Annotated in this window: 24 protein-coding genes; 14 read left to right on the plus strand and 10 right to left on the minus strand. The window is 69.9% G+C overall.

The window, feature by feature from the left end; all coding sequences use genetic code 11:
• Positions 1-25: 25 nt before the first annotated feature.
• Entirely contained in the window at positions 26-769 is a 744-nt protein-coding gene (locus OWR29_RS40265) for an IclR family transcriptional regulator (protein ID WP_267568837.1), read from the minus strand.
• Positions 770-792: 23 nt separating this feature from the next.
• Between OWR29_RS40265 and OWR29_RS40270 the strand changes: the two genes are divergently transcribed.
• Together OWR29_RS40270 and OWR29_RS40275 are read left to right on the plus strand one after the other, a co-directional pair.
• A complete protein-coding gene (locus tag OWR29_RS40270; RefSeq protein WP_267568838.1) occupies positions 793-1,203 on the plus strand; it encodes a TIGR03618 family F420-dependent PPOX class oxidoreductase in 411 nt (136 codons plus the stop codon).
• A gap of 21 nt (positions 1,204-1,224) precedes the next feature.
• On the plus strand, positions 1,225-2,226 hold the full coding sequence (locus OWR29_RS40275; protein WP_267568839.1) for an NAD(P)H-dependent glycerol-3-phosphate dehydrogenase: 1,002 nt from the start codon (positions 1,225-1,227) through the stop codon (positions 2,224-2,226).
• A 295-nt stretch (positions 2,227-2,521) separates the two neighbouring features.
• On the opposite strand, the gene OWR29_RS40280 is transcribed toward OWR29_RS40275, so the two are convergent.
• Complete coding sequence (locus OWR29_RS40280; protein WP_267568840.1) at positions 2,522-3,457, minus strand: pentapeptide repeat-containing protein; 936 nt, start codon at positions 3,455-3,457, stop codon at positions 2,522-2,524.
• A 127-nt stretch (positions 3,458-3,584) separates the two neighbouring features.
• Between OWR29_RS40280 and OWR29_RS40285 the strand changes: the two genes are divergently transcribed.
• The 3 genes from OWR29_RS40285 (at position 3,585) to OWR29_RS40295 (ending at position 5,592) form a co-directional block, all read left to right on the plus strand.
• Positions 3,585-3,968, plus strand: a complete 384-nt coding sequence (locus tag OWR29_RS40285; RefSeq protein ID WP_267568841.1) for a nuclear transport factor 2 family protein — start codon at positions 3,585-3,587, stop codon at positions 3,966-3,968.
• 42 nt (positions 3,969-4,010) lie between these two features.
• A complete protein-coding gene (locus OWR29_RS40290; protein WP_267568842.1) occupies positions 4,011-5,288 on the plus strand; it encodes a M48 family metallopeptidase in 1,278 nt (425 codons plus the stop codon).
• Between the two features lie 94 nt (positions 5,289-5,382).
• Entirely contained in the window at positions 5,383-5,592 is a 210-nt protein-coding gene (locus OWR29_RS40295) for a dodecin (protein WP_267568843.1), read from the plus strand.
• On the opposite strand, the gene yidC is transcribed toward OWR29_RS40295, so the two are convergent.
• Together yidC and OWR29_RS40305 are read right to left on the minus strand one after the other, a co-directional pair.
• Positions 5,558-6,331: a membrane protein insertase YidC gene (gene yidC / locus OWR29_RS40300; RefSeq protein WP_267568844.1), complete on the minus strand. Its 774-nt coding sequence runs from the start codon at positions 6,329-6,331 to the stop codon at positions 5,558-5,560. The genes OWR29_RS40295 and yidC overlap by 35 nt on opposite strands.
• Positions 6,332-6,417: 86 nt before the next feature.
• Positions 6,418-6,684, minus strand: a complete 267-nt coding sequence (locus tag OWR29_RS40305) for a DUF6412 domain-containing protein (RefSeq protein WP_267568845.1) — start codon at positions 6,682-6,684, stop codon at positions 6,418-6,420.
• 221 nt (positions 6,685-6,905) lie between these two features.
• Between OWR29_RS40305 and OWR29_RS40310 the strand changes: the two genes are divergently transcribed.
• Entirely contained in the window at positions 6,906-7,892 is a 987-nt protein-coding gene (locus tag OWR29_RS40310; RefSeq protein WP_267568846.1) for an endonuclease, read from the plus strand.
• A gap of 76 nt (positions 7,893-7,968) precedes the next feature.
• Complete coding sequence (locus tag OWR29_RS40315; RefSeq protein WP_267568847.1) at positions 7,969-9,135, plus strand: epoxide hydrolase family protein; 1,167 nt, start codon at positions 7,969-7,971, stop codon at positions 9,133-9,135.
• Here OWR29_RS40315 and OWR29_RS40320 read toward each other — a convergent pair.
• Complete coding sequence (locus OWR29_RS40320; RefSeq protein ID WP_267568848.1) at positions 9,132-10,658, minus strand: beta-N-acetylhexosaminidase; 1,527 nt, start codon at positions 10,656-10,658, stop codon at positions 9,132-9,134. The genes OWR29_RS40315 and OWR29_RS40320 overlap by 4 nt on opposite strands.
• A 137-nt stretch (positions 10,659-10,795) precedes the next feature.
• Between OWR29_RS40320 and OWR29_RS40325 the strand changes: the two genes are divergently transcribed.
• Together OWR29_RS40325 and OWR29_RS40330 are read left to right on the plus strand one after the other, a co-directional pair.
• Positions 10,796-10,966, plus strand: coding sequence for a hypothetical protein (locus OWR29_RS40325; protein WP_267568849.1), 171 nt, complete (start codon positions 10,796-10,798; stop codon positions 10,964-10,966).
• Complete coding sequence (locus OWR29_RS40330; protein WP_267568850.1) at positions 10,963-11,460, plus strand: hypothetical protein; 498 nt, start codon at positions 10,963-10,965, stop codon at positions 11,458-11,460. The genes OWR29_RS40325 and OWR29_RS40330 overlap by 4 nt, the downstream gene beginning before the upstream one ends.
• Here the strand turns inward: OWR29_RS40330 and OWR29_RS40335 are convergent.
• A complete protein-coding gene (locus OWR29_RS40335; RefSeq protein ID WP_267568851.1) occupies positions 11,414-12,448 on the minus strand; it encodes an alcohol dehydrogenase catalytic domain-containing protein in 1,035 nt (344 codons plus the stop codon). The two genes, OWR29_RS40330 and OWR29_RS40335, sit on opposite strands and share 47 nt — an antisense overlap.
• Positions 12,445-12,765: a hypothetical protein gene (locus OWR29_RS40340; RefSeq protein ID WP_267568852.1), complete on the minus strand. Its 321-nt coding sequence runs from the start codon at positions 12,763-12,765 to the stop codon at positions 12,445-12,447. Before OWR29_RS40340 ends, OWR29_RS40335 begins: the two co-directional genes overlap by 4 nt.
• A gap of 69 nt (positions 12,766-12,834) precedes the next feature.
• Between OWR29_RS40340 and OWR29_RS40345 the strand changes: the two genes are divergently transcribed.
• Complete coding sequence (locus tag OWR29_RS40345; protein ID WP_267568853.1) at positions 12,835-13,839, plus strand: chemotaxis protein CheB; 1,005 nt, start codon at positions 12,835-12,837, stop codon at positions 13,837-13,839.
• 37 nt (positions 13,840-13,876) lie between these two features.
• Here the strand turns inward: OWR29_RS40345 and OWR29_RS40350 are convergent, their stop codons facing one another.
• Positions 13,877-15,688, minus strand: a complete 1,812-nt coding sequence (locus tag OWR29_RS40350; RefSeq protein WP_267568855.1) for an immune inhibitor A domain-containing protein — start codon at positions 15,686-15,688, stop codon at positions 13,877-13,879.
• 126 nt (positions 15,689-15,814) lie between these two features.
• Here OWR29_RS40350 and OWR29_RS40355 point away from each other — a divergent pair, with 126 nt between their 5' ends.
• The 3 genes from OWR29_RS40355 to OWR29_RS40365 all read left to right on the plus strand — a co-directional run bounded on the left by OWR29_RS40355 (position 15,815) and on the right by OWR29_RS40365 (position 18,927).
• Positions 15,815-18,136 carry a hypothetical protein gene (locus OWR29_RS40355; protein ID WP_267568856.1) on the plus strand — a complete coding sequence of 774 codons (2,322 nt, stop codon included), beginning with the start codon at positions 15,815-15,817 and terminating at the stop codon, positions 18,134-18,136.
• A 48-nt stretch (positions 18,137-18,184) separates the two neighbouring features.
• Positions 18,185-18,538 carry a hypothetical protein gene (locus tag OWR29_RS40360; protein WP_267568962.1) on the plus strand — a complete coding sequence of 118 codons (354 nt, stop codon included), beginning with the start codon at positions 18,185-18,187 and terminating at the stop codon, positions 18,536-18,538.
• A gap of 155 nt (positions 18,539-18,693) precedes the next feature.
• Entirely contained in the window at positions 18,694-18,927 is a 234-nt protein-coding gene (locus tag OWR29_RS40365; protein WP_267568857.1) for a hypothetical protein, read from the plus strand.
• On the opposite strand, the gene OWR29_RS40370 is transcribed toward OWR29_RS40365, so the two are convergent.
• Both OWR29_RS40370 and OWR29_RS40375 read right to left on the minus strand, forming a co-directional pair.
• Positions 18,924-19,826 (minus strand): DUF5996 family protein, encoded by a 903-nt coding sequence (locus tag OWR29_RS40370; protein ID WP_267568858.1) that lies wholly within the window; start codon positions 19,824-19,826, stop codon positions 18,924-18,926. The genes OWR29_RS40365 and OWR29_RS40370 overlap by 4 nt on opposite strands.
• Positions 19,827-19,852: 26 nt before the next feature.
• Positions 19,853-20,320 (minus strand): hypothetical protein, encoded by a 468-nt coding sequence (locus OWR29_RS40375; protein WP_267568859.1) that lies wholly within the window; start codon positions 20,318-20,320, stop codon positions 19,853-19,855.
• 327 nt (positions 20,321-20,647) lie between these two features.
• Between OWR29_RS40375 and OWR29_RS40380 the strand changes: the two genes are divergently transcribed.
• Entirely contained in the window at positions 20,648-21,649 is a 1,002-nt protein-coding gene (locus tag OWR29_RS40380; RefSeq protein WP_267568860.1) for a TIR domain-containing protein, read from the plus strand.
• Positions 21,650-21,719: the final 70 nt, after the last annotated feature.

The raw sequence follows: 21,719 nt of genomic DNA on the forward strand, positions 1-21,719 counted from the left end.
CCGCCCCGGGAACGAAAGAGTTCCGCTAGGCGGAACTTTTCCGCCGGGCGAGGGTGGCGGCGATGCCCGCGGCGGCCGCCTTGACCGAGCCCGCGTGCTGCTGGGGACGGAAGCGGGTCGCCGGGCCGGCCACGCTGACGGCGGCCACGGCCAGGTCGTCCGGGTCGAGCACGGGCGCCCCGACACAGACGATGCCGACCGCCGACTCCTCCGCCTCGAAGGTCACCCGCGTCTCGGCCGCCTCGTCCAGTTGCTTGCGCAGGATCAGCGCCGAGGTGACGGTGCGGGGCGCCAGCCGGGCCAGCGGGGCTGCCAGCACCTCAGCTCGTACGGGATCGGGCGCGAAAGCGAGAAGTGCCTTGCCGATCGCCGTCGCGTGCAGCGGCATCCGCCCGCCCAGCCGCGAGGGGGCCCGGGCCTGCCGGTGGCCGCCGATCTTGGCGACGTAGACAACCTCCGTGCCCTCCCGCAAGCCGAGGTGCACGGTTTCATGCGTACGTTCGTAAAGATCCTCGAGAAACGGGGTCGCCACCTCGAGCAGGCTCCGCTCGACCGACGCCCGCATGCCCAGCGCGAACAGCCGCCCGCTGAGGTGGAACTTGCCGTCGGCCGCCCGGTCGAGCAGCCGGGCGTCGACCATCTCGGCGGTCAGCCGGTGCAGGGTGGCCTTGGCCAGGCCCGTACGCCGTTGCAGCTCGGCGAACCCCAGGCCGCGGTCGTCGGCGGTGAAGGCGTCGAGGATGGCCGACACCTTCGCGATCACCGTCATGAGGCAAAGCCTAGGCTGCTGGCATGTCTACGACTCCCATGCCGCAGCCGGTCATCGACATGTTGCGCCTGCCCAACCCAGCCGTGATGGCCACCGTGGCCAAGGACGGCCGCCCGGTCAGCGTGGCCACCTGGTACCTGCTCGAGGACGACGGCCGCATCCTGCTCGGCCTCGACGCCAAGCGCGCCCGCATCAAGCACATGGAGCGTGACCCGCGCATCTCGCTCACGGTTCTGGCCCAGGACGACTGGTACACCCACGTGAGCCTGCAGGGCAAGGTAGTCTCCATCGTCCCCGACGAGGGCCTGCGCGACATCGACCGCCTCTCCCGCCACTACGGCGGCGGGCCCTACGCCAACCGCGAGAGCCCCCGGGTGAGCGCCCAGGTCGAGATCACGCACTGGCACGTCTGGGGCAAGCTCCGCAACCAGTAGGTCTTGGGCGAGGGGGGAACCATGCGGGTCACCGTGCTGGGCGCGGGTTCGTGGGGCACGACCGTCGCGTCGGTGCTCACCCGGCGCGACCACGAGTCGCTGATCTGGGCCCGCGACCCGGCCGCCGCGGACGAGATCAACGCCAAGCACACCAACGAGCGTTACCTCGCGGGTTTCCCCCTGCCGGAGCGGCTGCGGGCCACGGCCGACCTGGCCGAGGCCGCGGCGCACGCCGAACTGCTGGTCGTCGGCGTGCCCACCGGGGCGTTCCGCGCCACCCTGGAAAAGGTGCGGCCCGACCTGCACCCGTGGATCCCGGTGGTCAGCCTCAGCAAGGGCCTGGAACGCGACTCCCTGCTCCGGATGACCGAAGTGATCAAGGACGTGCTGCCGGGCCACCCGGCGGCCGCCCTCACCGGCCCCAACCTGGCCAAAGAAATCATGGCCGGCATGGCGGCGGCGACGGTGATCGCCACCGAGGACCTGGCCGTCGCCGCCGAACTGCAGCGGGTGTTCCGCCGCGGCCTGCTGCGCGTCTACACCAATCACGACGTGATCGGCTGCGAGATCGGCGGCGCGCTGAAGAACGTCGTGGCCATAGCCACCGGCATCGCCCAGGGCCTGGGAGTAGGCGACAACACCCGGGCCGGCGTGATCTCCCGCGGCCTGGCCGAACTGACCACGCTGGCCGTAGCCATGGGCGGCGAACCCAGCACGCTGTCCGGCCTGGCCGGCATGGGCGACCTGGTGGCCACGTGCATAAGCCCGCACAGCCGCAACCGCTACGTCGGCGAACAGCTGGGCCGGGGCCGCAGCCTCGACGACATCCTGGCCGAGATGGGCCAGGTAGCCGAGGGCGTCAAGACTGTGCACGCCGCGGTCCAGCTGGCCGACCGCCACAACCTGCCCATGCCCATCACCCGCACGATCCACCGAGTAATCACCGGCGACATGACAGCCGAACACGCCTACGACGGCCTGCTGCGCTCCCACCCGGCCGGCCACGAGTCCGAACCCGGCTGACGGCCTACCGGCTCGGTCCGTACGCGCCACGAACAGGGCCATCGCCGCGCAGGCTCCAGACCTCTTCCCGGTGGCCTACGCGGCATCGCGGGAAGCGCTCGCTCTTCCGCAGAAATCGTGCCGCCTGCTGCTTGCACTGCGGCTGCCAGTAGCCGGCACACGGAGCCTCGTCGCCGGTGCCGGGAAGTTTCGCGGGTCGCGCCTCGGACGCCATCGCCAGCCCCTGTCTGTGTACGTTTGCGAAGGTGAATGTGGGCAGCGTAGGACGGCCAGGGTCTCGTCGTCCGGTGGTTGCTCAGGCACACACCCGTGCGGGGTCAGGTACGGCGAGCGCGGTCGCCGAGGCCAGCGCGCCCGACCGGTCGGCGCCCGGCGGCAGATGCTTGATCCGGCCGAGATAGGTCGCCAGGCGGGCGCCGCTGACGTCGGCGTCCGTGAGGTCGGCGTCGTCCAGCCGGGCCCGCGTGAGATCGGCGCCGGTCAGGTCGGCCCCCGCCAGCTTCGCCTCGGCCAGTTCGGCCTCGCGCAGCCGGGCGCCGGTCAGGTCGGTGCGCCCGTACGTGTTGACGTTGGTGAAGTCGGCGCCGAAGGCGACCGCCCGGGTCAGATCGGCCCCGATGAGGCTGCTCCCGGCGAACGACACATACTCCAACGAGGCGTCGACCAGCTTCGCATTGTCGAAGACCGCGGACCGGATGACCGACTGGTCCAGGCGTACGCAGGTCAGGTCGGCGCCCGGCATCTCGACGCCGACGAGGCAGACCCGGCGCAGATCGATCCGCTTGTCGCCGGGTTCCCGGCCGATCCGGAAGAACAGCACCCGCAGGGCCGCCACGACGTCCGGGGCCGGAGCGCTGCGGGTGTGACACACCGCGGGGTCGGCGTTGCCCAGCCCGGTCTTCTGCTTCACGTAGTCGGTCAGCATGTCGATGATGATCGACCGGTCGTCGGACGACTCGACGGCCAGCCGCCCGAGCAGATAGATGCCGCCGGTCCGGGTGAGCTCGTTGCCGTTGCCGAACTGTTCGACCGCGCTGGTGTACCGGGTCGAGAACTGCGCGTCCCGATTCATCCTGAGGGTGAGCCACGAGATCACGATGGCCAGCACCGCCGTGATCGCCGTCAGAACGGACACGGTCTGCGGCAGGAACGACCTCTTCTCGGCAGTGACCGGCGGTTGCGCGGACCCCGGGAGGCGCAGCTTTCGTCGCGGAGAACCGGAACGGAGCACGAGGCTCACGCTACCGTCTGGCCGGACAAATCGGACAGTCGCCGGCGGGGGATCACCCCCTTGGTGGTCCCGCGCGAACGGGCCTAGGCTCGCGCTGACTGCCGGGCGCGCGCGGAGGGACGCTGCGATGGATGCCGATGCGAAGATCAGGGCGGCGATCGAGGAGCACTGGCGGGCCTCGGAGGCGGGTGACACCGTAGCCGAGCATGCCGTCTACGCCGAGGATGCCGTGCTCGAGTATCCGCAGTCGGGCGAGCGGTTCCGGGGCCGGGCCACCATCGCCGCCCAGCGGGGCGGGCACCCGGCCACCCGGCACTTCACCGTCGAACGCATCGTCGGCGGCGGGAGCCTGTGGGTCAGCGAATGCATCATCACCTACGACGGCGCGCCGTCCTACTCGGTGAGCATCATGGAGTTCGCCGACGGGCACGTCGTGCGCGAGCGCCAGTACTTCGCCGATCCGTTCCCCGCCCCGGCGTCGCGGGCGGCGCTGGCCGAACGGATAACGTGACCGGTATTGCCCACAGTGGCGGCATCGATCATCATGGCCGCCGTGACATCGACGACCTTGGAGCCGTCGTGCCCTGAGTGCGGCACGCAGCTCGCCACCGCGCCCGACGAGGCGCCGTGGTGCTCGGCCTGCGAGTGGAACCTCGACCACTTCCCGGGCGAGCCCCGCTACAGCTGGTTCTGGAACCGGATGGCGGCCGCCGACCGCCGGGCCGGTTACCGCTCGGACCGCCTGCTCGCCGAGTCCACCGACCCGGAACCGGTCGGCCGCAACGACTATCGCGTCCTGGTGGGGATCTCGGCCGTGGTCATGGCCGCGATGGTCGCCGCGATCGCCGGCGGGCTGTGGCTGATCGTCGCCGGCGGCCCGTTCTGGCCGATCGTCATCGGCCTGCTTCTGCTCGGCTTCGCGGCCGTGCTGCGTCCGCGGTTCCAGCGATTCAAGCCGTTGCTGACGACGAGCTATCAGGTCGAGCCGGCGCAGGCGCCGACCCTGTACGAGGTGATGGAGCGCATCGCCGACCGGCTCGAGACGCCGCGACCCGACGCTGTGCTGATCACCTTCGGCTGGAACGCCGGCGTGCTCACCACAGGACCGCGCCCGCGCCGGGTGCTGATCCTCGGCGTCCAGCTTCTGCTGGCGTTGCGCCCGGCCGAGGTGGTCGCGCTGCTCGGCCACGAGCTGGGTCACCTCAAGTACGCCGACACCCGCCGCGGACTGCTCACGGCGCCGGCCCGGGACTCGTTCGGCCGCCTGTCCGAGCTGATCCGGCCGCCGGCCGTCTCGCCCTGGGAGCTGGGCCCCAGCATTCAGCTGGCCGGCCTGCTGATCTGGCAGCTCACCGGCGGCGTGGTCTCCTGGCTGCTGTTCGCCGTCCACGTGGCGATCAACCGATTGTCCGCTCGTGATCAGCGTACGGTCGAGTTGCGGGCCGACGACCTGGCCGCCCGGGCCGCCGGCACCGAGGCCGCGCTCCGCCTGGTCGACGTGCTGGCCGCGGTGCCGGTTCTCACCGGCTTCGTTCAGCATCACGTGCCCAAGGGCGAGGCCGCCCTGCGCTGGCGGCGGATGCTGCACGCGGTGCGGGAGCGTGAATCGGCCGGCGCCCCGGCCCGGCGCCAGCTCTCCATCCGTACGGAAGCCTCGCTCTTCGCCACTCACCCGGCCCCTGGCCGCCGTCACCAGTGGCTGTCGGCCCGACCACCCCAGGTTTCCGCCGTACACCTGACCGAGTCCGAGGCCTCCGCTCTGGAGCAGGAATTCAAGCCGTACGCCGAAGCCCTGCACCGGACGATGCTGAAGGAAATCGTCCACGACTGAGAACTGCCCGGCCCGGTCCGGGATCGGCAGTCTCTCCCGCTCACCGCGCCGGTCTGGTTGAGTGAGCGGGAGATCCCTCAGCGAGGAGGCTGTCATGACCAATCACGTGTATCGGCTCAGCGAGGTCGTCGGGAGCAGTCCGACCAGCATCGACGACGCGATCCGCACGGCTGTCGCCAAGGCGTCGCAGACCGTGCGGAACATCGAGTGGTTCGAGGCGCAAGAGATCCGTGGTCAGGTCGTGGACGGCGACGTCGCGCACTTCCAGGTCAGGCTGAAGATCGGCTTCCGAGTGGAGGACTGACCTTCTCGCGGCCGCGCATCAGCCACGCCTGCTGGGCCAGCGCGAACACGTTCTGGGTGGTCCAGTAGAGCAGCACGCCCACCGGGAAGATGACGCCCGAGACGAGCAGCGAGAGCGGAACCCCGTACGTCATCAGCAGCCGCATCAGGCGCTGGGTGGGGTCGTCGCCGGGCGTGCTGTTCCTCATCGACAGCCGGGTGGTGAGGAACGTGGTCACGACCATGGCCGCGATCAGCACGGCGGCCACGATCATGGTGACGCCGCCGCTGCTGAAGCTCGAGGCGAGCGGGGCACCCAGCAGCAGCGCGTGCGAGGCGTCGTGGAACTGGGTGGCCGTCCAGCCGTAGAGCGTCTGGGTGGCCGGGTCGGTGATGCTCGGACGCAGGTGGCGCAGCACGTGGAACAGCGCCAGAAACACGGGGATCTGAACAAGCAAAGGCACAAAACTTGCGTACGGGCTGACTCGCTCACGTTTGTAAAGGGCTGACACTTCGGTGCCCAGCGCCATGGCGTCGCCCTTGTGTTTCTGCTGCAGTTCGCGGATCTCGGGCTGAAGGCGCTGCATCGCCTGCTGCGAGCGGTATTGGCGCACATAGAGGGGCAGCAGCGCCGCCCGGACGGTGACGACGAGGAAGACGATGCCCAGCACCCACGACCAGTCGGAGACGCCCAGCAGGGCTTCCCAGACGGAGTGCCAGAAGATCAGAAGTGCGGAGATACCGGAATAGAAAATGGACACGACGGAACGACCCTTCGATGCGGTGGATGGGCATCTTGGGGCGGCCGAACGTCAGTTCAGAGGCGCTTCTTCGAGGAGCGCCTTGATCACACGGCCGCCGAGGGCCGTGCGGTGGGTCCTCTCGGGCGCGTGCGGCCCGCGGCATCAGGATCTCGGTAGCGCGGCACACCTGCGCGCGCGGCCCTGATGCGCAAGGCACGGCCGGCGTGAGCACCCCGCTCGGCAGCGCCGCCGCGGAACAGCAGCACCAGGCCGGTCGCCAGCGCGGCGAGCAGCAGCAGCCCAGCCAGCCCGGACGGCCCGGCCTCGGTCAGCATGCTGACCAGGAACCAGATCGCGTCCAGCCATGTCATGCCGAGAAAGGTACACCCGTATGACAAGACCGATATGGCGGCGATTCACCGACGGCTCCCCATACTGAGCTCATGTATCGACGTGTTGCGATATCTTCCGTCGCGCTGCTGGCGCTGGCGATCACGCTCGTGCAGGTGCCGGCCAGTCTGGCCGCCGCCACGCTGACGGCGCGCAGGCGATCAGCAGCCAGAGCGGCACCGGCACGGTCCGCGGCTATGTCGTGGGCGAACCGACCGCCACCAGCACCGTCCGCACGAGCGGCTTCACCGGGGACACGGCCATCGCGCTGGCCGACAGCAGCGGCGAGACCGCAACCGCCCGCATGCTCTACGTGCAGGTGACCAGCTCGTACCGCTCGTCGTTCGGGCTGCGCACGAACCCCGGCCTGCTCGGCGATCCCATCACGGTGACGGGCACTCTCACCGCGTACTTCTCGCACCCGGGTCTCAAGTCGCCGACCGCGATGACCGCCGGCGGCGGCACCACGCCACCGACGACGCCGACCACCCCGCCCCCGACCGGCTCCTACTACGCGGCGGCGGAGGGCAAGAGCGGCGAGCAGCTCAAGACCGCGCTGCACACGATCATCTCGCGGGGCGTGACCACTCTCTCGTACGACGCGGTCTGGAACGCCCTCAAGGCCACCGACCAGGATCCGGCCAATGCGAACAACGTGATCCTGCTGTACTCGGGGACCAGCCGGGCCAAGTCGCTCAACGGCGGCAACAGCGGCAACTGGAACCGCGAGCACGTCTGGGCCAAGTCCCACGGCGACTTCGGCACCGCCGCCGGACCGGGCACCGATCTGCATCACCTGCGCCCCGAGGACGTCGGCGTCAACTCGCTGCGCGACAACAAGGACTTCGACAACGGCGGCTCGGCGGTGGCGAGCGCCCCCGGCAACTTCACCGACGGTGACTCCTGGGAGCCCCGCAACGCCGTCAAGGGCGACGTGGCCCGCATGATCTTCTACATGGCCGTCCGCTACGAGGGCGGCGACTCGTGGCCCGATCTCGAGGTCGACAACGCCACCGGCAGCGGCACGGCGCCCCGGATCGGTCGTGTCTCGGCCCTGCTGCAGTGGAACGCGCAGGATCCGCCGGATGCCTTCGAGCGCAACCGCAACCAGATCATCTACGCGTCGTACCAGCACAACCGCAACCCGTTCATCGACCACCCGGAATGGGCGTCGTCGATCTTCAGTTGAGGCTGCCGAAATTCATCCGCCCGGGATGAGGCGCGGACGCGCAGTTCGTGTCCTCATCATCGGTCGGGAGGACACTATGCAGCCATTCACCCTGGTCACACCGGAAGAGAAGATCGCCGACCTGCACCGCCGGATCGCCGCCACCCGCTGGCCGGGCCGCGAGCTGGTCACCGACCGTTCGCAGGGGGTGCAGCTCGCGACCGTTCAGGAGCTGGCCCGCTACTGGACCAACGATCACGACTGGCGCGCGTTCGAGGCCCGGCTGAACGCCCTGCCCCAGTTCACGACCGAGATCGACGGCGTCGGCCTGCACTACGTCCACGTACGGTCGCCGCACGAGAACGCCCTGCCCCTGATCATGACCCACGGCTGGCCCGGCTCGATCGTCGAGCTGCTGGGCACGGTCGGCCCGCTCACCGACCCGACGGCGCACGGCGGCTCGGCCGATGACGCGTTCCACCTGGTGCTGCCGTCCTTGCCCGGGTACGGCTTCTCGGGCACACCGGCCGAGCTGGGCTGGGAGAACGGCCGGATCGCGCAGGCCTGGGCCCGGCTCATGAACGAGCTCGGCTACACCCGCTACGTGGCTCAGGGCGGTGATGTCGGCGCCGCCGTGACCGACGCCATGGGCCGTCAGGGTCCCGACGGCCTGCTCGGCATCCACGTCAACCTGCTGGCCGGCGCCCTCGGCATCAAGGATCTGCTGCCGGCTCAGTCCGAGCCGGAGAAGAAGGCGCACGAGAAGCTGGCCGCCTTCATGACCGACGGCTTCGGCTACTTCCTGGAGCAGTCGACCCGCCCGCAGACGATCGGCTACTCCCTGCTCGACTCGCCCATCGGGCTGGCCGCCTGGATGCTCGACCACGACACCGACAGCTACTACAAGATGTCCCAGGCCTTCGTCGACAAGCAGCCGACCGGCGGCCTGACCCGCGACACCATCCTCGACAACATCACCCTGTACTGGCTGACCGGCACCGGCGCCTCGGCCGCCCGCTGGTACTGGGAGTTCGGGCGCTTCCTGGCCGCGGCGGCAGGCCACGCGCCACCGCCGACCCGGGTGCCGGTCGCCTTCACCACGTTCCCCGACGAGATCTGGGCCGCCCCGCGCAGCTGGGTCGAGACGGTCTACCCCGGCGTCGCGTACTTCCATGAGGCGGCCCGCGGCGGCCACTTCGCCGCGTGGGAGGAGCCCGTCCTGTTCACCGAGGAGCTGCGAGCCGCCTTCCGTCCCCTGCGCTAGCCGGTCGTCCAGGGAATCTGCGGGGACGGATAGAAGTCGACGCCGCGGGCGGTCCAGCGGGGGCCGTAGGCGCCGAGCCTCGTACGGAAGGATTCCCAGTCGCGCGTCGGGGACCAGCCGAGTTCGGCCACGGCGGCCAGGCGGGGGAACGCCATGAACTCGATGTCCTCGATGCTGCGCAGGGTCTCGGACCACAGCGGGGCCTCGATGCCCAGCACCGCGCTTTCGGGCACCCCGGTCACGTGGGTGCCGGGGTCCCAGTCGTACGCGGTGCGGACCTCGATGTAGCCGGCCCAGCTCAGGCCGAGCCGGGTCGACGGGTCGTACTTCATGTCGAGGTACGTCCGGTTGGCCGGGGACATGATCACCTTGGTGCCGGCCGCGACCGCCGCGGCCACGGTCGGGTTGGTGGTGCTGGTGTCCCAGTACTGCGCGATCGCGGTGTGGCTGGCCGGCGCCTGGGTGATCTCGTTCCATCCGTACGCGGTCTTGCCGTACTTCTTGACCAGCGGGAGCACCCGCTCCTGGAACGCGATGTAGTCGGCCTGGGGCGTGGCGTGCGCCTCGTCGCCGCCGATGTGGATCAGCGGGCCGGGCGTCATCGCGGCCAGCTCGCGGATCACGTCCTCGACGAAGCGGTAGGTGATCTCTTTGCCGATGCACAGCGAGCTGTACCCGACGGCCGTGTCCGTGCGCGGCGGCGGCGCGACGCCGTCACAGGTGAGCTCGGGGTAGGCGACCTGGGCCGCGTTGACGTGCCCGGGCATGTCGATCTCGGGCACGATCGTCACGTGGCGAGAGGCCGCATACCGTACGAGGTCACGGTATTGCGCCTTGGTCAGGTAACCGCCGCCGACACCATCGACGCCGGTGCCCGCCGCCCCGCCCACGGTGGTCAGCCGCGGCCACGAGTCGATCTGGATGCGCCACCCCTGGTCGTCCGACAGGTGCAGGTGCAGGTAATTGACCTTGAACTGGCTGATCTCGTCGATGTACCGCTTCACCTCATCCGGCGTGTGGAAGTGCCGGGCCAGGTCAAGGTGGACGCCGCGGTAGGCGAACCGCGGCTTGTCCACGATCTCCCCACCCGCGATGGCGTACGGCGCCCGCAGCGGCAGCAGTTGCCGCAGCGTCTGCACCCCGTTGAACAGCCCCGCGTTGCCACCCGACCGGATCGAGACGCCGTCGCGGCCGACGCTCAGCTCGTACCCCTCGCCCCCGGTCCGCCCCGGCGCCAGCCGGATCGCCGCCGCGTGCCGGGGCGCGTGCCCGACGACGGCCAGCCGATACCCGGTCGCCTCACGCACGGCCTCGGCCAGCCGGTCGGCCACCGGCCGGGCCGACCGCGGCGCCTCGATCACCGTGCGCCCGGTCAGCCGGAACCCCGGCCCGTGCGGGTTCACCGCGACGGGCGCCGGGATCACACTGGTGAGCGCGACGGCCGGAGGCGCCGCCACGGCCGGCGCCGACGCGAGACTCAGCGGCAGCGCACAGGCAAGAAGCACAGCAAGTCGGTTCCGCATCCCCCGACCGTACATAGCCTCACATCGATCTGTGAAGACTGCTTACGGTGACCACGTGCAAACTCGCTGCTCGGCTCGGTGTGCAGTCGCCGCCCTTTACTGGCATGTGCCCAACAAGGCGGCGCTGGTCACCGCCCATGGCCACCTTCACCGTCGACCACCCGACCGCGGTCGCCGCCATCGCCGAGTACTTCGAACCCGGCCGCACGGTGGACGACCTGTTCCGCGACTGCCTGGAGGTGGTCATCCAGGGCGCCGCCGTCAAGGCCGGGAACCGTGAGGTCGCGGGCGGTGTCGGTGAGGCATGAGAACTGTCGTCGCTGTTGTGGCGGTGCTGGTGCTGGGCGGCTGCAGCGCCCCGGAAGAGCCGGCCCCGCAGAACAAGGCGTGCGGCTCGCCCGTACGCAATGACGCCCTTCCCGAGTGGGCTCGGGCCGGCTTCAGCGGTGACGGCGCCGGGCCGCCGCACGTCTACGGGGCCGCGGGCGACATCCTGGCCGTGGTCTTCGGGGCGCCGCTGAGCAGCCCGCCCGAGAACGGCCGCAACAACAAGATCCTGTGGGTCTCGCGCCCGCCTATCACCGGTGATCCCCTGCTCGTCACGGCGCAGCTCGACGGTTCCACCCGGACGGTCGAGCAGCAGGTCGGCGGCGGTCCCGGGCCGTCCGTCATCGACGTGCCGGAGGCCGGGTGCTGGCGGTTCACCCTGCGCTGGTCGGGCTTCACCGACACCATGGAGCTCGTCTATCAGAAACCTACGGCAGGAACACCGAGCGCACGCAGCCGTCCTCCCTCGTCCTGAACAGGCGGTAGCCCTCGGGCGCCTGGGTCAGCGGCAGCACGTGGGTGGCCAGGTGCTCGGTGGTGAGCTCGCCCTTGGCCATGCGCTGCAGCAGCATCGGGATGTAGCGCTGGCCGTGCATCCGGGCACTTCGGACGGTCAGGCCGTTGCTCGTCACCGAGCCGAGCGGGAACTTGTCCATGGCGCCGGCGAACAGGCCCAGCACGAAGACCGACCCGCCTTTCCGGCACAACTGCACGGCTTCGCGGACGGCGGTGAGCTCCCCGGCCGCCTCGAGGCACACGTCGGGACCGCGGCCGCCGCTCCGGTCGAGCAGTTCCGCCCCGACGTCCGTACGGTCGCAATTGATCGTCTCGGCCCCGATGTGCTTCTCCGCCTGGTGCAGGCGGTTCTCGTGCCGGTCGATGACCATTACCCGGTCCGCGCCCAGCAGGATCGCCGCCCGCGCCGCCAGCTGGCCGACCGCGCCCGCGCCCCACACCGCGACCACGTCGCCCACCTTCACGCCGGCCATGTCGGCGCCCATCCAGCCGGTCGCGGCCGAGTCCGACGCGAACAGCGCCCGCTCGTCGGTGATCTCGTCGGGCACGGTGAACGCCCCCACGTCGGCGAACGGCACCCGCACGTACTCGGCGTGGCTGCCCGCGTGCGAGAAGCCGAAGCAGCCGCCGTTGTCGCACAGCGAGTACTCGCGCTGCGAGCAGAACCAGCACCGGCCGCAGGCAATGAACGACGCCACCACCACCCGGTCGCCCTTGCGGTGCCGCTGCACGTCCGGCCCGTGCTCGACGACCTCGCCGACGAACTCGTGCCCGAGAACGTCACCCTTTTCCACGTACGGGTTGGAGCCGCCCAGCACGTGCAGGTCCGAGCCGCAGGTGACCGACTGGCGCACCCTGACGACGATGTCCCCGCGGGTGCGGATCCGGGGATCCGGCACCTCGCCGACGGCCAGCTGGTTCGGGCCCTGCCACTGAAGAGCTCTCACCTCAGCACCTCGCCCACCTCGAGCAGCGACCGGCTCAGCCGCAGGATCCGCTCCACCTCGCCGGCGGGCAGCCCGGCGCCGGCCGCCCGCACCCGCAGTTCGGTGCCGCGGCCGCCCGGCGCCGACCTGAGCTGCACCTCGAGCGTGCGCAGACGGTCCGGCAGATTGGCGCTCACCTCGTCGAGCGTCCGATACACGGTCAAGGAGTGCCAGCGCCGGTCGGCGGCGGGCGCGACGGCACGCCGCCGCCTGGCCAGCCGCCGGGCCACCACCAGACCACCCGCCACGACCACCGCCGCGGCCAGGATGCGTGTCATCCGGGCCGAGTACCGGACGGGAGGACCTCTCAAACGTTTATCCGGCCCGTTCCTGGGGACACCTCGACGGTGACGGCCGACCAGCACTATCAGCGTGACCTTGTTCTGCTCGGCGGTTCGGCCGGCGCCCTCGAGGTGTTGCAGCAGATTCTCGGCGGCCTCCCGGCCGAACTGCCCGCGGCTGTCCTGATCGTCCTGCACACGTCGGCCCACGACCCGAGCGGTCTTGTGCGGGTGCTGGGCCGGTACGGACCGCTGCCGGTGTCCGCCGCCGAGAACGAGGCGCCGCTCGAGGCCGGCCGGATCTACGTGGCCCGGCCCGGGCGGCATCTGCTCGTCCGCGACGGGTCGATGCTGACCAGCGCCGCCCCGAAGCAGAACCGGTCCCGGCCGTCCGTTGACGCACTGTTCCGCAGCGCGGCCCGCTGGCGGGGGCCGCGCGCGGTTGCCGTGCAGTTGTCGGGCAGTCTGGACGACGGCGCCGTCGGATTCGCGGCCATCGACGCGGCCGGGGGCGCCTGCATCGTGCAGGACCCGGCCGACGCCATTCACCCGAGCATGCCGCGAGCGGCCCTGGCCGTCGTCCCGGGCGCCGAGGTTCTGCCCGGCAAGGACATCGCTTACGGGATTCAGAACCTGCTGGCCGAGCGGATCGAGCCGATCCCGTTCCGCCCGGACACCGACCTCATCACGGAAACCGACATGGCCGAGAAATACGCCGAAGGCGGCCCCGACCGGCGGCCCGGCCGCCCGGCCGCGCTGAGCTGTCCCGACTGCACGGGCGGCATGAACGTCGTCGAATCCCGGGGCGTCGTCCACTACACGTGCCACACCGGGCACATCTGGTCGCCGCAGAGCCTGCTGGCCGCCCAGCAGGACAAGGTGGAGGAAGCGCTGTGGACGGCGCTGAGCATCCTGGACGAGCAGGCGCGGGTCTACGACGTCCTCGCCGGCAGCAACCACGACCTGGCCACCGGGCTGGCCGGGCACCACCAGCGGGCCGCGGCCGGCGAGATCCGCCAGGCGGCCGAGGTGATCCGCAAACACTTCCCGGACATCGTGCTCGACCGGTGAGGCGCGCCGGGCCGCAGGCGGCCCGGCGCGCGCCGGGTCACGCCTTGGGCGGGGTGACCTTGACCGTCATCACCGGGATGAGGCCCGTGATCTGCGTCTTGACCTCGATCTTGACGCCGGCCCCGGCCACCTTGACCGAGTTCTGCGGGTTGGCCGCATTCCAGTAGGCCAGCGGGTCGGAGTCGTCGAACACCGGCTTGGCCGGCTGCTGGGGCACCGACACCGGGACGCCGTTGCGGTGGAAGGTCACCGGGTCGGTCTTCTGCAGGCCGAACGTGGCGTCGAAGGGCTGGCGGCGGTTGGTGAGCAGGGTGCCGTCGGGGAAGACGACCGGCGTGGGCCGCGCGTCGACCGGCAGCGTCAGGCCCGTGCCGGGGTGGCGGCTCGTGTTGTTGTTCCCGGCGGCCGGGTTGACGTACCAGACCAGCAGGCCGTCTTGGTACGGGAAGCGCTCCACCCGCTTGGGCTCGGTGTTCTGCCAGCCGAAGAGGTACGGGCCGGTCTTGAGCGTCTCGTCGTAGCCGGTGTACGACCGGTACTCAGCCGCGTAGTACGAGCCGTCGGCCAGCGGCACCACGACCGCCTCGGGCAGCAGGCTGGTCTCCGCGTTGGCGGCCGAGCCCAGGGTCACCAGCTTGCTCTTGCCCGGCTTGACGGTCACGAAGTTGGACCAGCCGAGGAACATCTTCTCCCAGGCGCCCATGTAGCCCGGCGTCGAGCCGATGGTCGTGCCGCCGCGGTTGAGCCACGAGCCGCCCGACATCAGCGTCCAGAAGCCGGTGCCGTTGTCGCCGCCGGCCGTGTCGTACAGGTCGGGCAGGCCCAGGTCGTGGCCGTACTCGTGGGCGAAGACGCCGAGGCCGCCGTTCTCGGGCTCGGTGGTGTAGTCACCGATCCAGAAGCCGGTGTCGCCGATCGGCACGCCGCCCGCGAGGTTGCCCTCGGGCCCGGTGGTGCCGGCGTCGTCGGAGTACGCGTACCAGCGGTGCGACCAGATCGCGTCCGCGCCCTGGGCGCCGCCGCCCGCCTCCTCGCCCTCACCGGCGTGGATGGCCTGGAAGTGGTCGATGTAGCCGTCCGGCTCGTTGAAGTCGCCGTCGTTGTCGAAGTCGTCGCGGTCCCACACGTCGAACGTCTTGAGGTACGCCTTGATCTGCTCCGGCGTCTTGCCGGCGGCCACCTGTGACTCGTACCAGGCAGTGGCACTGTCTTTGATGTAGTTCCAGTAGCCGTCGTCCTCGCCGATCTCGTTGCTGCCGTAGCGGGCCTCGTTGTACGGCAGCTTCACCCAGTCGCTGACGTCGCCGCCCACCGTGTACCGGCCGCCGGACTGCTTGTAGTAGAAGTTCGCCATCGACTCCTTGTTCTTGGCGAACAGCAGGTCCTTGTAGTAGGCCGGGCTGAAGTCGCTCCGCCAGATCGTGGAATTGTCGGTCGTACGGTCGGGGGCCGCGATCTGATTGCGCAGCGGGCCCGGCGTGCCGCCCGTCGCCGGGTAGGTCGCATCACCGAACTCGACCAGGAACGTGAGCACCGGGTCGGTCTTGGTCTCTTTCTTCCGGAACTCGACGAACTTGCCCGGCCGCAGCTTGACAACTTCCGATCCCGTACGTTTCTCGGTCGTCACTTTGCCGGCGATCAGCTTGGCCAGGGCTTCGGTGCGCTCGGCCTCGCGCTGCTCACCGAGGGGGTGGGGCAGATTGTCCTCGCCGAGCGACGCGGTTGGTTCGGCGTCGGCCGAGCGGGGCGCGACGTCGCCGGGTGCGGCGGCCGCGGGCGTGGTCGTGAGGCCCGCCACCAGCGCGAACGCGGAGAAGGCGGCCAGCACGACGGTGCTCTGTTTCCTCAAAGACGTGCTCCTTCAGCAGAGATGTCCCCCCTATCTCATACATCTCGATGTTTCGATTCAAGACTTCTCACGGACTGGCACCGTTCTTTTACCCTGGGTGTCCATTCAGTACGGAGAGGGATGTCGATGCGGTCGAGGCTGCTGCGCTCGCTCCTGAGCTCTGATGTTCTGCTGCGGGTGGCCGCCGTCGGGCTGGCCGCGGCCATCCTGGGGCGGGCCGTGCTGTCCGGCACGTCCGGCTGGCAGGCGGTCGTGGTCGTGGTGGCCGGGGCGGCCGCGCTGTGGGGCGTGCTGTGGATCTTCGGCCGGGTGCGGGCGCTGATGACCCAGCCCGCCCCCGAGGCGCCGGCGCCCGCCTCGCCCGCCGACGCCGCACCGTCCGCCGACGCCGCGCCGCCCGCTTCCGCGCCGGAGTCTGCGGCGCCGGCTTCCGCGCCCGACGCTGCACCAGCTGCCGCGGCGGACGCGCTGCCCGAGACGCGGAAAGCGCGCCTGACCAGGCATCTGACCGCTTTCCTGACGGTGAGCAACCGGCCCGGGCAGGTGGCCGTGCTCGCCCTGCTGGTGCTGGTCGTGCACGCCGCGATCACCGGCTACATCGGGGTCGGCACCATCCTGGTCGCGATCGGTCTGGCCGTCGTGGCCGTGCCGCTGACCGCCGACTTCAAGCTGGTCGGGCTGCTCGGCGGCATCGCAGTCGTGTTCGCCCTGGCCACCGTCGTGATCGCCGACATCTTCTCGGGCAGCTCCGAGGCGCGGGCGCTGGGCATCTCGGTGGCCGCCATCGTGCTGCCCATCGTCATCTCCGACAAGCTGGTCGGCCTGGTCAAGCAGCCGGCCCTCAAGCCGGCCCACCACGCCGTGCTGGCCGTGCTGACCCTGTTCCTGAGCTTCCTCGGCTGGACCCGCGACGAGTGGCTGCCCGGCGTGGTCAACGACTGCTACACGCTGCCCACCTCGAACGGCATCACCACGCTGCGGGCCACCGCCGACGGCCGCTGCTACGGCCTGATCGACAGCGCCGACGCCGGTGTGTTCGCGGCGTCCGCCTTCGGCAAGGACCCGGTCACCACCAAACTGCAGCGCAGCATCCTCGACGAGAACGAGCCGCTGAAGCCGGGCGACCTGACCGTGGTGTGGCTGGGCGCGCTCTCGTGCGAACCGCTGAAGTCCGATCCGGCCCGCTGCGCCGACGGCCGCGACTACCCTTCCGAACGCGACCAGCTGCGCGCCTTCCTGTACGCCCAGACGCACATCGCCGAGACCACGAAGCACAAGGTGCACGTGGTCATCGCCGACGCCGGCCCGGACGTCGCCCACGCCGACGACGTCGCCTCGATGATCGTCGACCGGCGGCCCGCCCTGGGCGACCGGGTGGTCGTGATCGGCGGCGGCGACAGCCGGGACGTCACCCAGCGCGCGATCAACAAGCTGCTCACGGCGGGCATCCCGTTCATCGCGCCCAACCTGCTGGCCGACCTGGGCGCGCCCGGCGAGAAGTTCGTCAACAAGGCGGGCTATCTGCAGCTGGCACCCTGGAACCTGGAGTACGCGGAGGACGCGGCCAAGCGGCTGGCCCACGCGTTCAAGGGCGGCTTCCGGCTGGACATCTATCAGCAGCCCAACCCGACCGACCAGTACACGACGTCGCTGGTCAACGACCTGCTGGCGGCGGTGAAGAAGAAGCCGGGCTCGACCGCGAGGCACGTGCCCGCCCTGGAGCGGATCGACGACTCCATCTGCGAGTCGGACAAAACCCAGCCGCCGGCCGTGCTCTACTTCGCCGACCGGTGGACCCGCTTCGGCGAATTCGTGCAGCGGGTCAACGAGGTGTGCGGGCACTCCCGGCCGCGCATGGTGATCGCCGACGTGTCGGTGAGCCGCTTCATGGCCAATTACCAGCTACGGGCGGTCAGCAACGCGGACTGGGCGGTCAACTACAACGTGGGTGGGCCCGGCTGCGCCGACCTGACCGAGCAGGCGTACGGAATTCTGACCCGCGAGATCGAGCGGCACGGCGGCCTCATCGGGCTGAAAGGCCCGTTCGCCTGCGCCGACCGCGCGGACAACGTCTCGGACGGGAAGCTGCCGAACGCGTGCCCGCTGGACGCCGCGGCCAAGCTGACCAGCCAGCCGTGCGACGCCAACGACCTGGGCACCTATCTGATCCCGGCCTGGGACGCGGCGCTGCTGGCCGACGCCCTGCTGCCGGCCGAGCCCGGCGAGGGCGACTACCTGACCAGCCTCAGCCTGCCCGAGTTCACCCTGGCCAACGGCAAGCCGGCCAAGGTCGTCCGCGGCGATCTGCAGCAGCCGACCATCGAGGTCCGCATGTGGCACGGCAACCCCCTCAACGACCCCGGCGTCATCTGGGAGCTCCCGACCGACCCGCTGCGGCTGCCCGACGACCCGAAGCCCGGCGCCGCCGGCGGCCCGCCCGGCGACTGACCGGAGGATTGCCTGGGAGCGCTCCCGGGTAAGGGTGGCGCCGTGCTGATGGCTTTGTTGCTCGACCTCGCGAACATAGTGGGCGGTTTCCTGCTCGCCATCACCCTGCTGCGCCGCGTCCCCCGCGCCGGTGACGGCATGGGCCGGGCCGCCGACCGCCTGGCCCCGTTCGGCTGGGTGGTCGGCGTGGTGGCGCTGGTGGCCGGCGGCTACTACCTGCTGGTCCACCTGTTCGACGGCCCGCGCGTCTTCCACTACGAGATCGTCGGCATCCTGGTCGGCGTGGCCCTGCTGTGGGACCGCCTGACCCGCCGCAGCGCCCCGCCCGCCCTGTTGCTGGCCGTCTTCGGCCTGATCGCCATCGTCGTCGGCATCCAAGGTCTCTTCACTCCCGACGGATGATCCTTGAATCCGGAGAATGAGCGTCTTCGATGCGAACGTCCCGCACCCGGCCCGGCGCGACGACACCGAGGCCCTCCCCCGCCCACCGGCCGAGGAGGTCTCGATGTACGCGGGCGTGGCCCGGAAGCCCTGACCGTCCGGCGTACGCTTCCCCGATGGATGCGCTCGTGCCGTGGCTGGCGTTCGCCGCCGTGCTGGCGGCGATCCTGGCCGGCCTCACGTGGCTCGCGTCCCGCACCCGGCGGCGCGGTGTGGGCCGAGAGGTCATGGGCCCGGTGGACCTGATCTATCGGCCGCACACCCATCAGATCAACCACGAGATCGCGGCCCACGAGGAACGCGGGGCCGAGACGCCGTCGCCGGGTGATCCGTTGAAGCGCGGGCGCTAGCGCGAGGCGTCCAGTGCGGCGCGGTTCCAGGTCGCCAGGTCGGCTGCGGCGGCGTAGGTCGTCCGCAGGAAATCGATGAGCGTCGCGTCGGGGTCGGCCGAGTCGGCCACCGTCTCGTAGGGCAGCACGCACTCCTTCATCGACTCGTTGTAGAAGGGCGCGGTGCGCTCGGCGTAGCCGGCGGGCTCCGGATAGGCGTACGCGTAAAAAGCGCCCTCCTCGCCGCCGCCGGGCCAGAAACCGAAGCTGGCCAGCTCGTGCGAATAGCCCTCGTGCATCACCCACGGCGGGCAGTTGGGCGCGCCGCCCGGATGCTGCGGCGCGACGGCGCCCGAGAAGCGGGTGTAGGCCAGGTCCATGGCGCCCCAGAAGAAGTGGACCGGGCTGGCCTTGCCGACGAACTCGGAGCGGAACCGGCCCAGAACGCGCTCGGCCTGCAGCAACTGCCGCCAGAACAGCTGCGCGGCCGCCCCGTCGTACGACTTGTGCTCGTGGTCCTCGGCGAAGGGAACCGCCCGCTCGACCTCGTTGGGCACCGGCCGGATCCGCGGCTCGAGGCCGAGGGCGGCCAACGCCTCGAACGTCTCGCCGTAGAAGGTCGCCACCGACTTCGGTTCCAGGGCGACCTCGCGCGAGCCGCCGTCGCTGGTGCGCAGGCGCAGCCGGTGGTCGAGAAAGTCGAACTCGATGTCGAACACGCCGGTGCCGTGCGGCACGGCCGAGGTGGTCAGCCCGCGTGCGGTCGGATAGAGCGTGACGTGCCACCAGTGGTTGACGGGCGGTGCGTACGCCATCCGGACCTTGCCGACGATCTGCGTCCACATGTGCAGCGTGTCGCGGGTGTCGGTCCAGTCGGCCACACGGAGCCGGGGCCAGGGCTGGGTCTTCGCGTTCTCCATGGTCCAAGCGTGCCAGGCCCGCGCCGTCAGCCGTCGAGCAGCGTCTTGATCCCGTGCCGTCGCCGGAGCTCAGCCAGGGGCTGCTCGAGGCGCCGGCGTCCCGGGCCCCAGATGCGCGCCACGCCGGCCGCCGAGTTCGGCCCCGGCACGTCGTACGGGCCGCCGCGCGGATACACCTGCAGCACCGCTCCCCCGATGCTGTTCGGCAGCCACCCCATGCGCTCGATGTCCGCCCACGCATAGGACCGGCTCGTGCCCCGGCGTTCCCGGATCAGAAGCCCGACGTCGTCCGCCAGGACAGCGCTGCCGCGGCGCGTGACCGCGACGACCAGGGAGGCGCCGACCACGATGAGCGGGTACCAGGGGACGTAACGCAACGCCACCGCAACGACGATCAACGCCGCCGCCGCGACGCCGGGGATGGCGACGGCGGGCCAGATCCGGGACCGGCCAAGCACCTGAACGTCACCGACCGGCTGCTCAGAGGTCCCCATCCCCTGCAGAGTAGTAGCCAGCGATCATGCTCGCCGATACGGTGCCGGCGGCTCACCAAAAAGCGTTTGGCATTCATCGCGAGTGAGTGACGGCCGTCAGATCTACGACATTAACGTAGGAATCCGCTTCAGCAGGATATGAAATTCCGAGTAGCTTCGCCGCCGGATATCACCGCGCGCCGGAGTGCGATCCACGTTCGAGCAGAATATTGCCGTGTGCCAACCATTGCGTCAGGTCGACCATAACCCCGACCCTCCGCCAGGCCACCTTGATCGAGAATGCATGTCCGCATCACCCTAACGCCTCTTCGGACGGAGATGGACGACATGGACAGACCTCGAGTGTTCATCGGGTCCTCCACGGAAGGCTTGGACGTCGCTGACGCCGTCTTCCAACACCTGGACCAGAAGGCGACGGCCAAACTCTGGAAGCATCAGCTTTTCATGCCCGGCCGCTACCCACTCGACGTGCTGATGCAAGAAATACGAAGAAACGACTTCGCCATCCTTGTAGCCACCCCTGACGACGAGGTCGTCAAGCGTGGAATCACCTCGCCGGAAATGCGGGACAACCTCATTTTTGAATTCGGTCTCTTCTCCGGAGCACTAGGCAGCGGACGCGTCTTCTTCGTCTGCCCCGACAGCCCTCGCGTGGACCTCCCGTCGGATCTGCTTGGAATTGTCAGCGCAACGTACAACGCCGATCGGATCACCGCCGACGCAAGTGAGCGGACATCAGCGGTACACACCGCATGCAGCAGCATCCTCGAGGTCATCCGTCAGGAATGGGATCGCAGGACCGAGCAGATCGGCCGGCTTCGCAACCACGGAAACGCACAGGCGGCCCGCCGGTTGCATACAGTGGCGGCCACCCTCAGAGACACGCTTTTCGTTCTTCAAAGAGACGCATTCACGGCTTTCTCCGACCGTGCTCAATTCGAGCAGGTGAAGAAGAGAGCGACGGGCGAGTTGGATCGAGTCGCCGAATCCTTCGGTCTGGATGCACGAACAGTGGGAGTCGAGGCACACCTCGATCACCTTCGCGCAGTAACGGTCGCGGCCGTTCTCGACCTCCCATTCCCGGAAGAACTTTCAGCCGGCCGCGAACGAGTCGCGGGATTAGGTATGAAGGCGCTCGACGGCCTGCTTCAAGGGGGCGACCCGCTGCGCCGGGCCAGGCAGGAAGCTGAACGACAGGTCAATGACACGCTCTCGGATCTCGGGCGGCGTTATGCCGAGTGGTGGGGACGTCACCGTGATCCTGTTCAGGCAGCCACCTCCGAGATGAGTGACGCCCTCTTCAATATGATGTCGAGGGAGTTGACGTAAGGCTCAGCTCAGGGCTATTTCTTGCGCGAACCGGTTTCCGTGATGCAACCCAATAGCCTGCTCGGGCAAT

It is taken from the genome of Paractinoplanes pyxinae, assembly GCF_026626335.1.
Lineage (GTDB): Bacteria > Actinomycetota > Actinomycetes > Mycobacteriales > Micromonosporaceae > Actinoplanes > Actinoplanes pyxinae.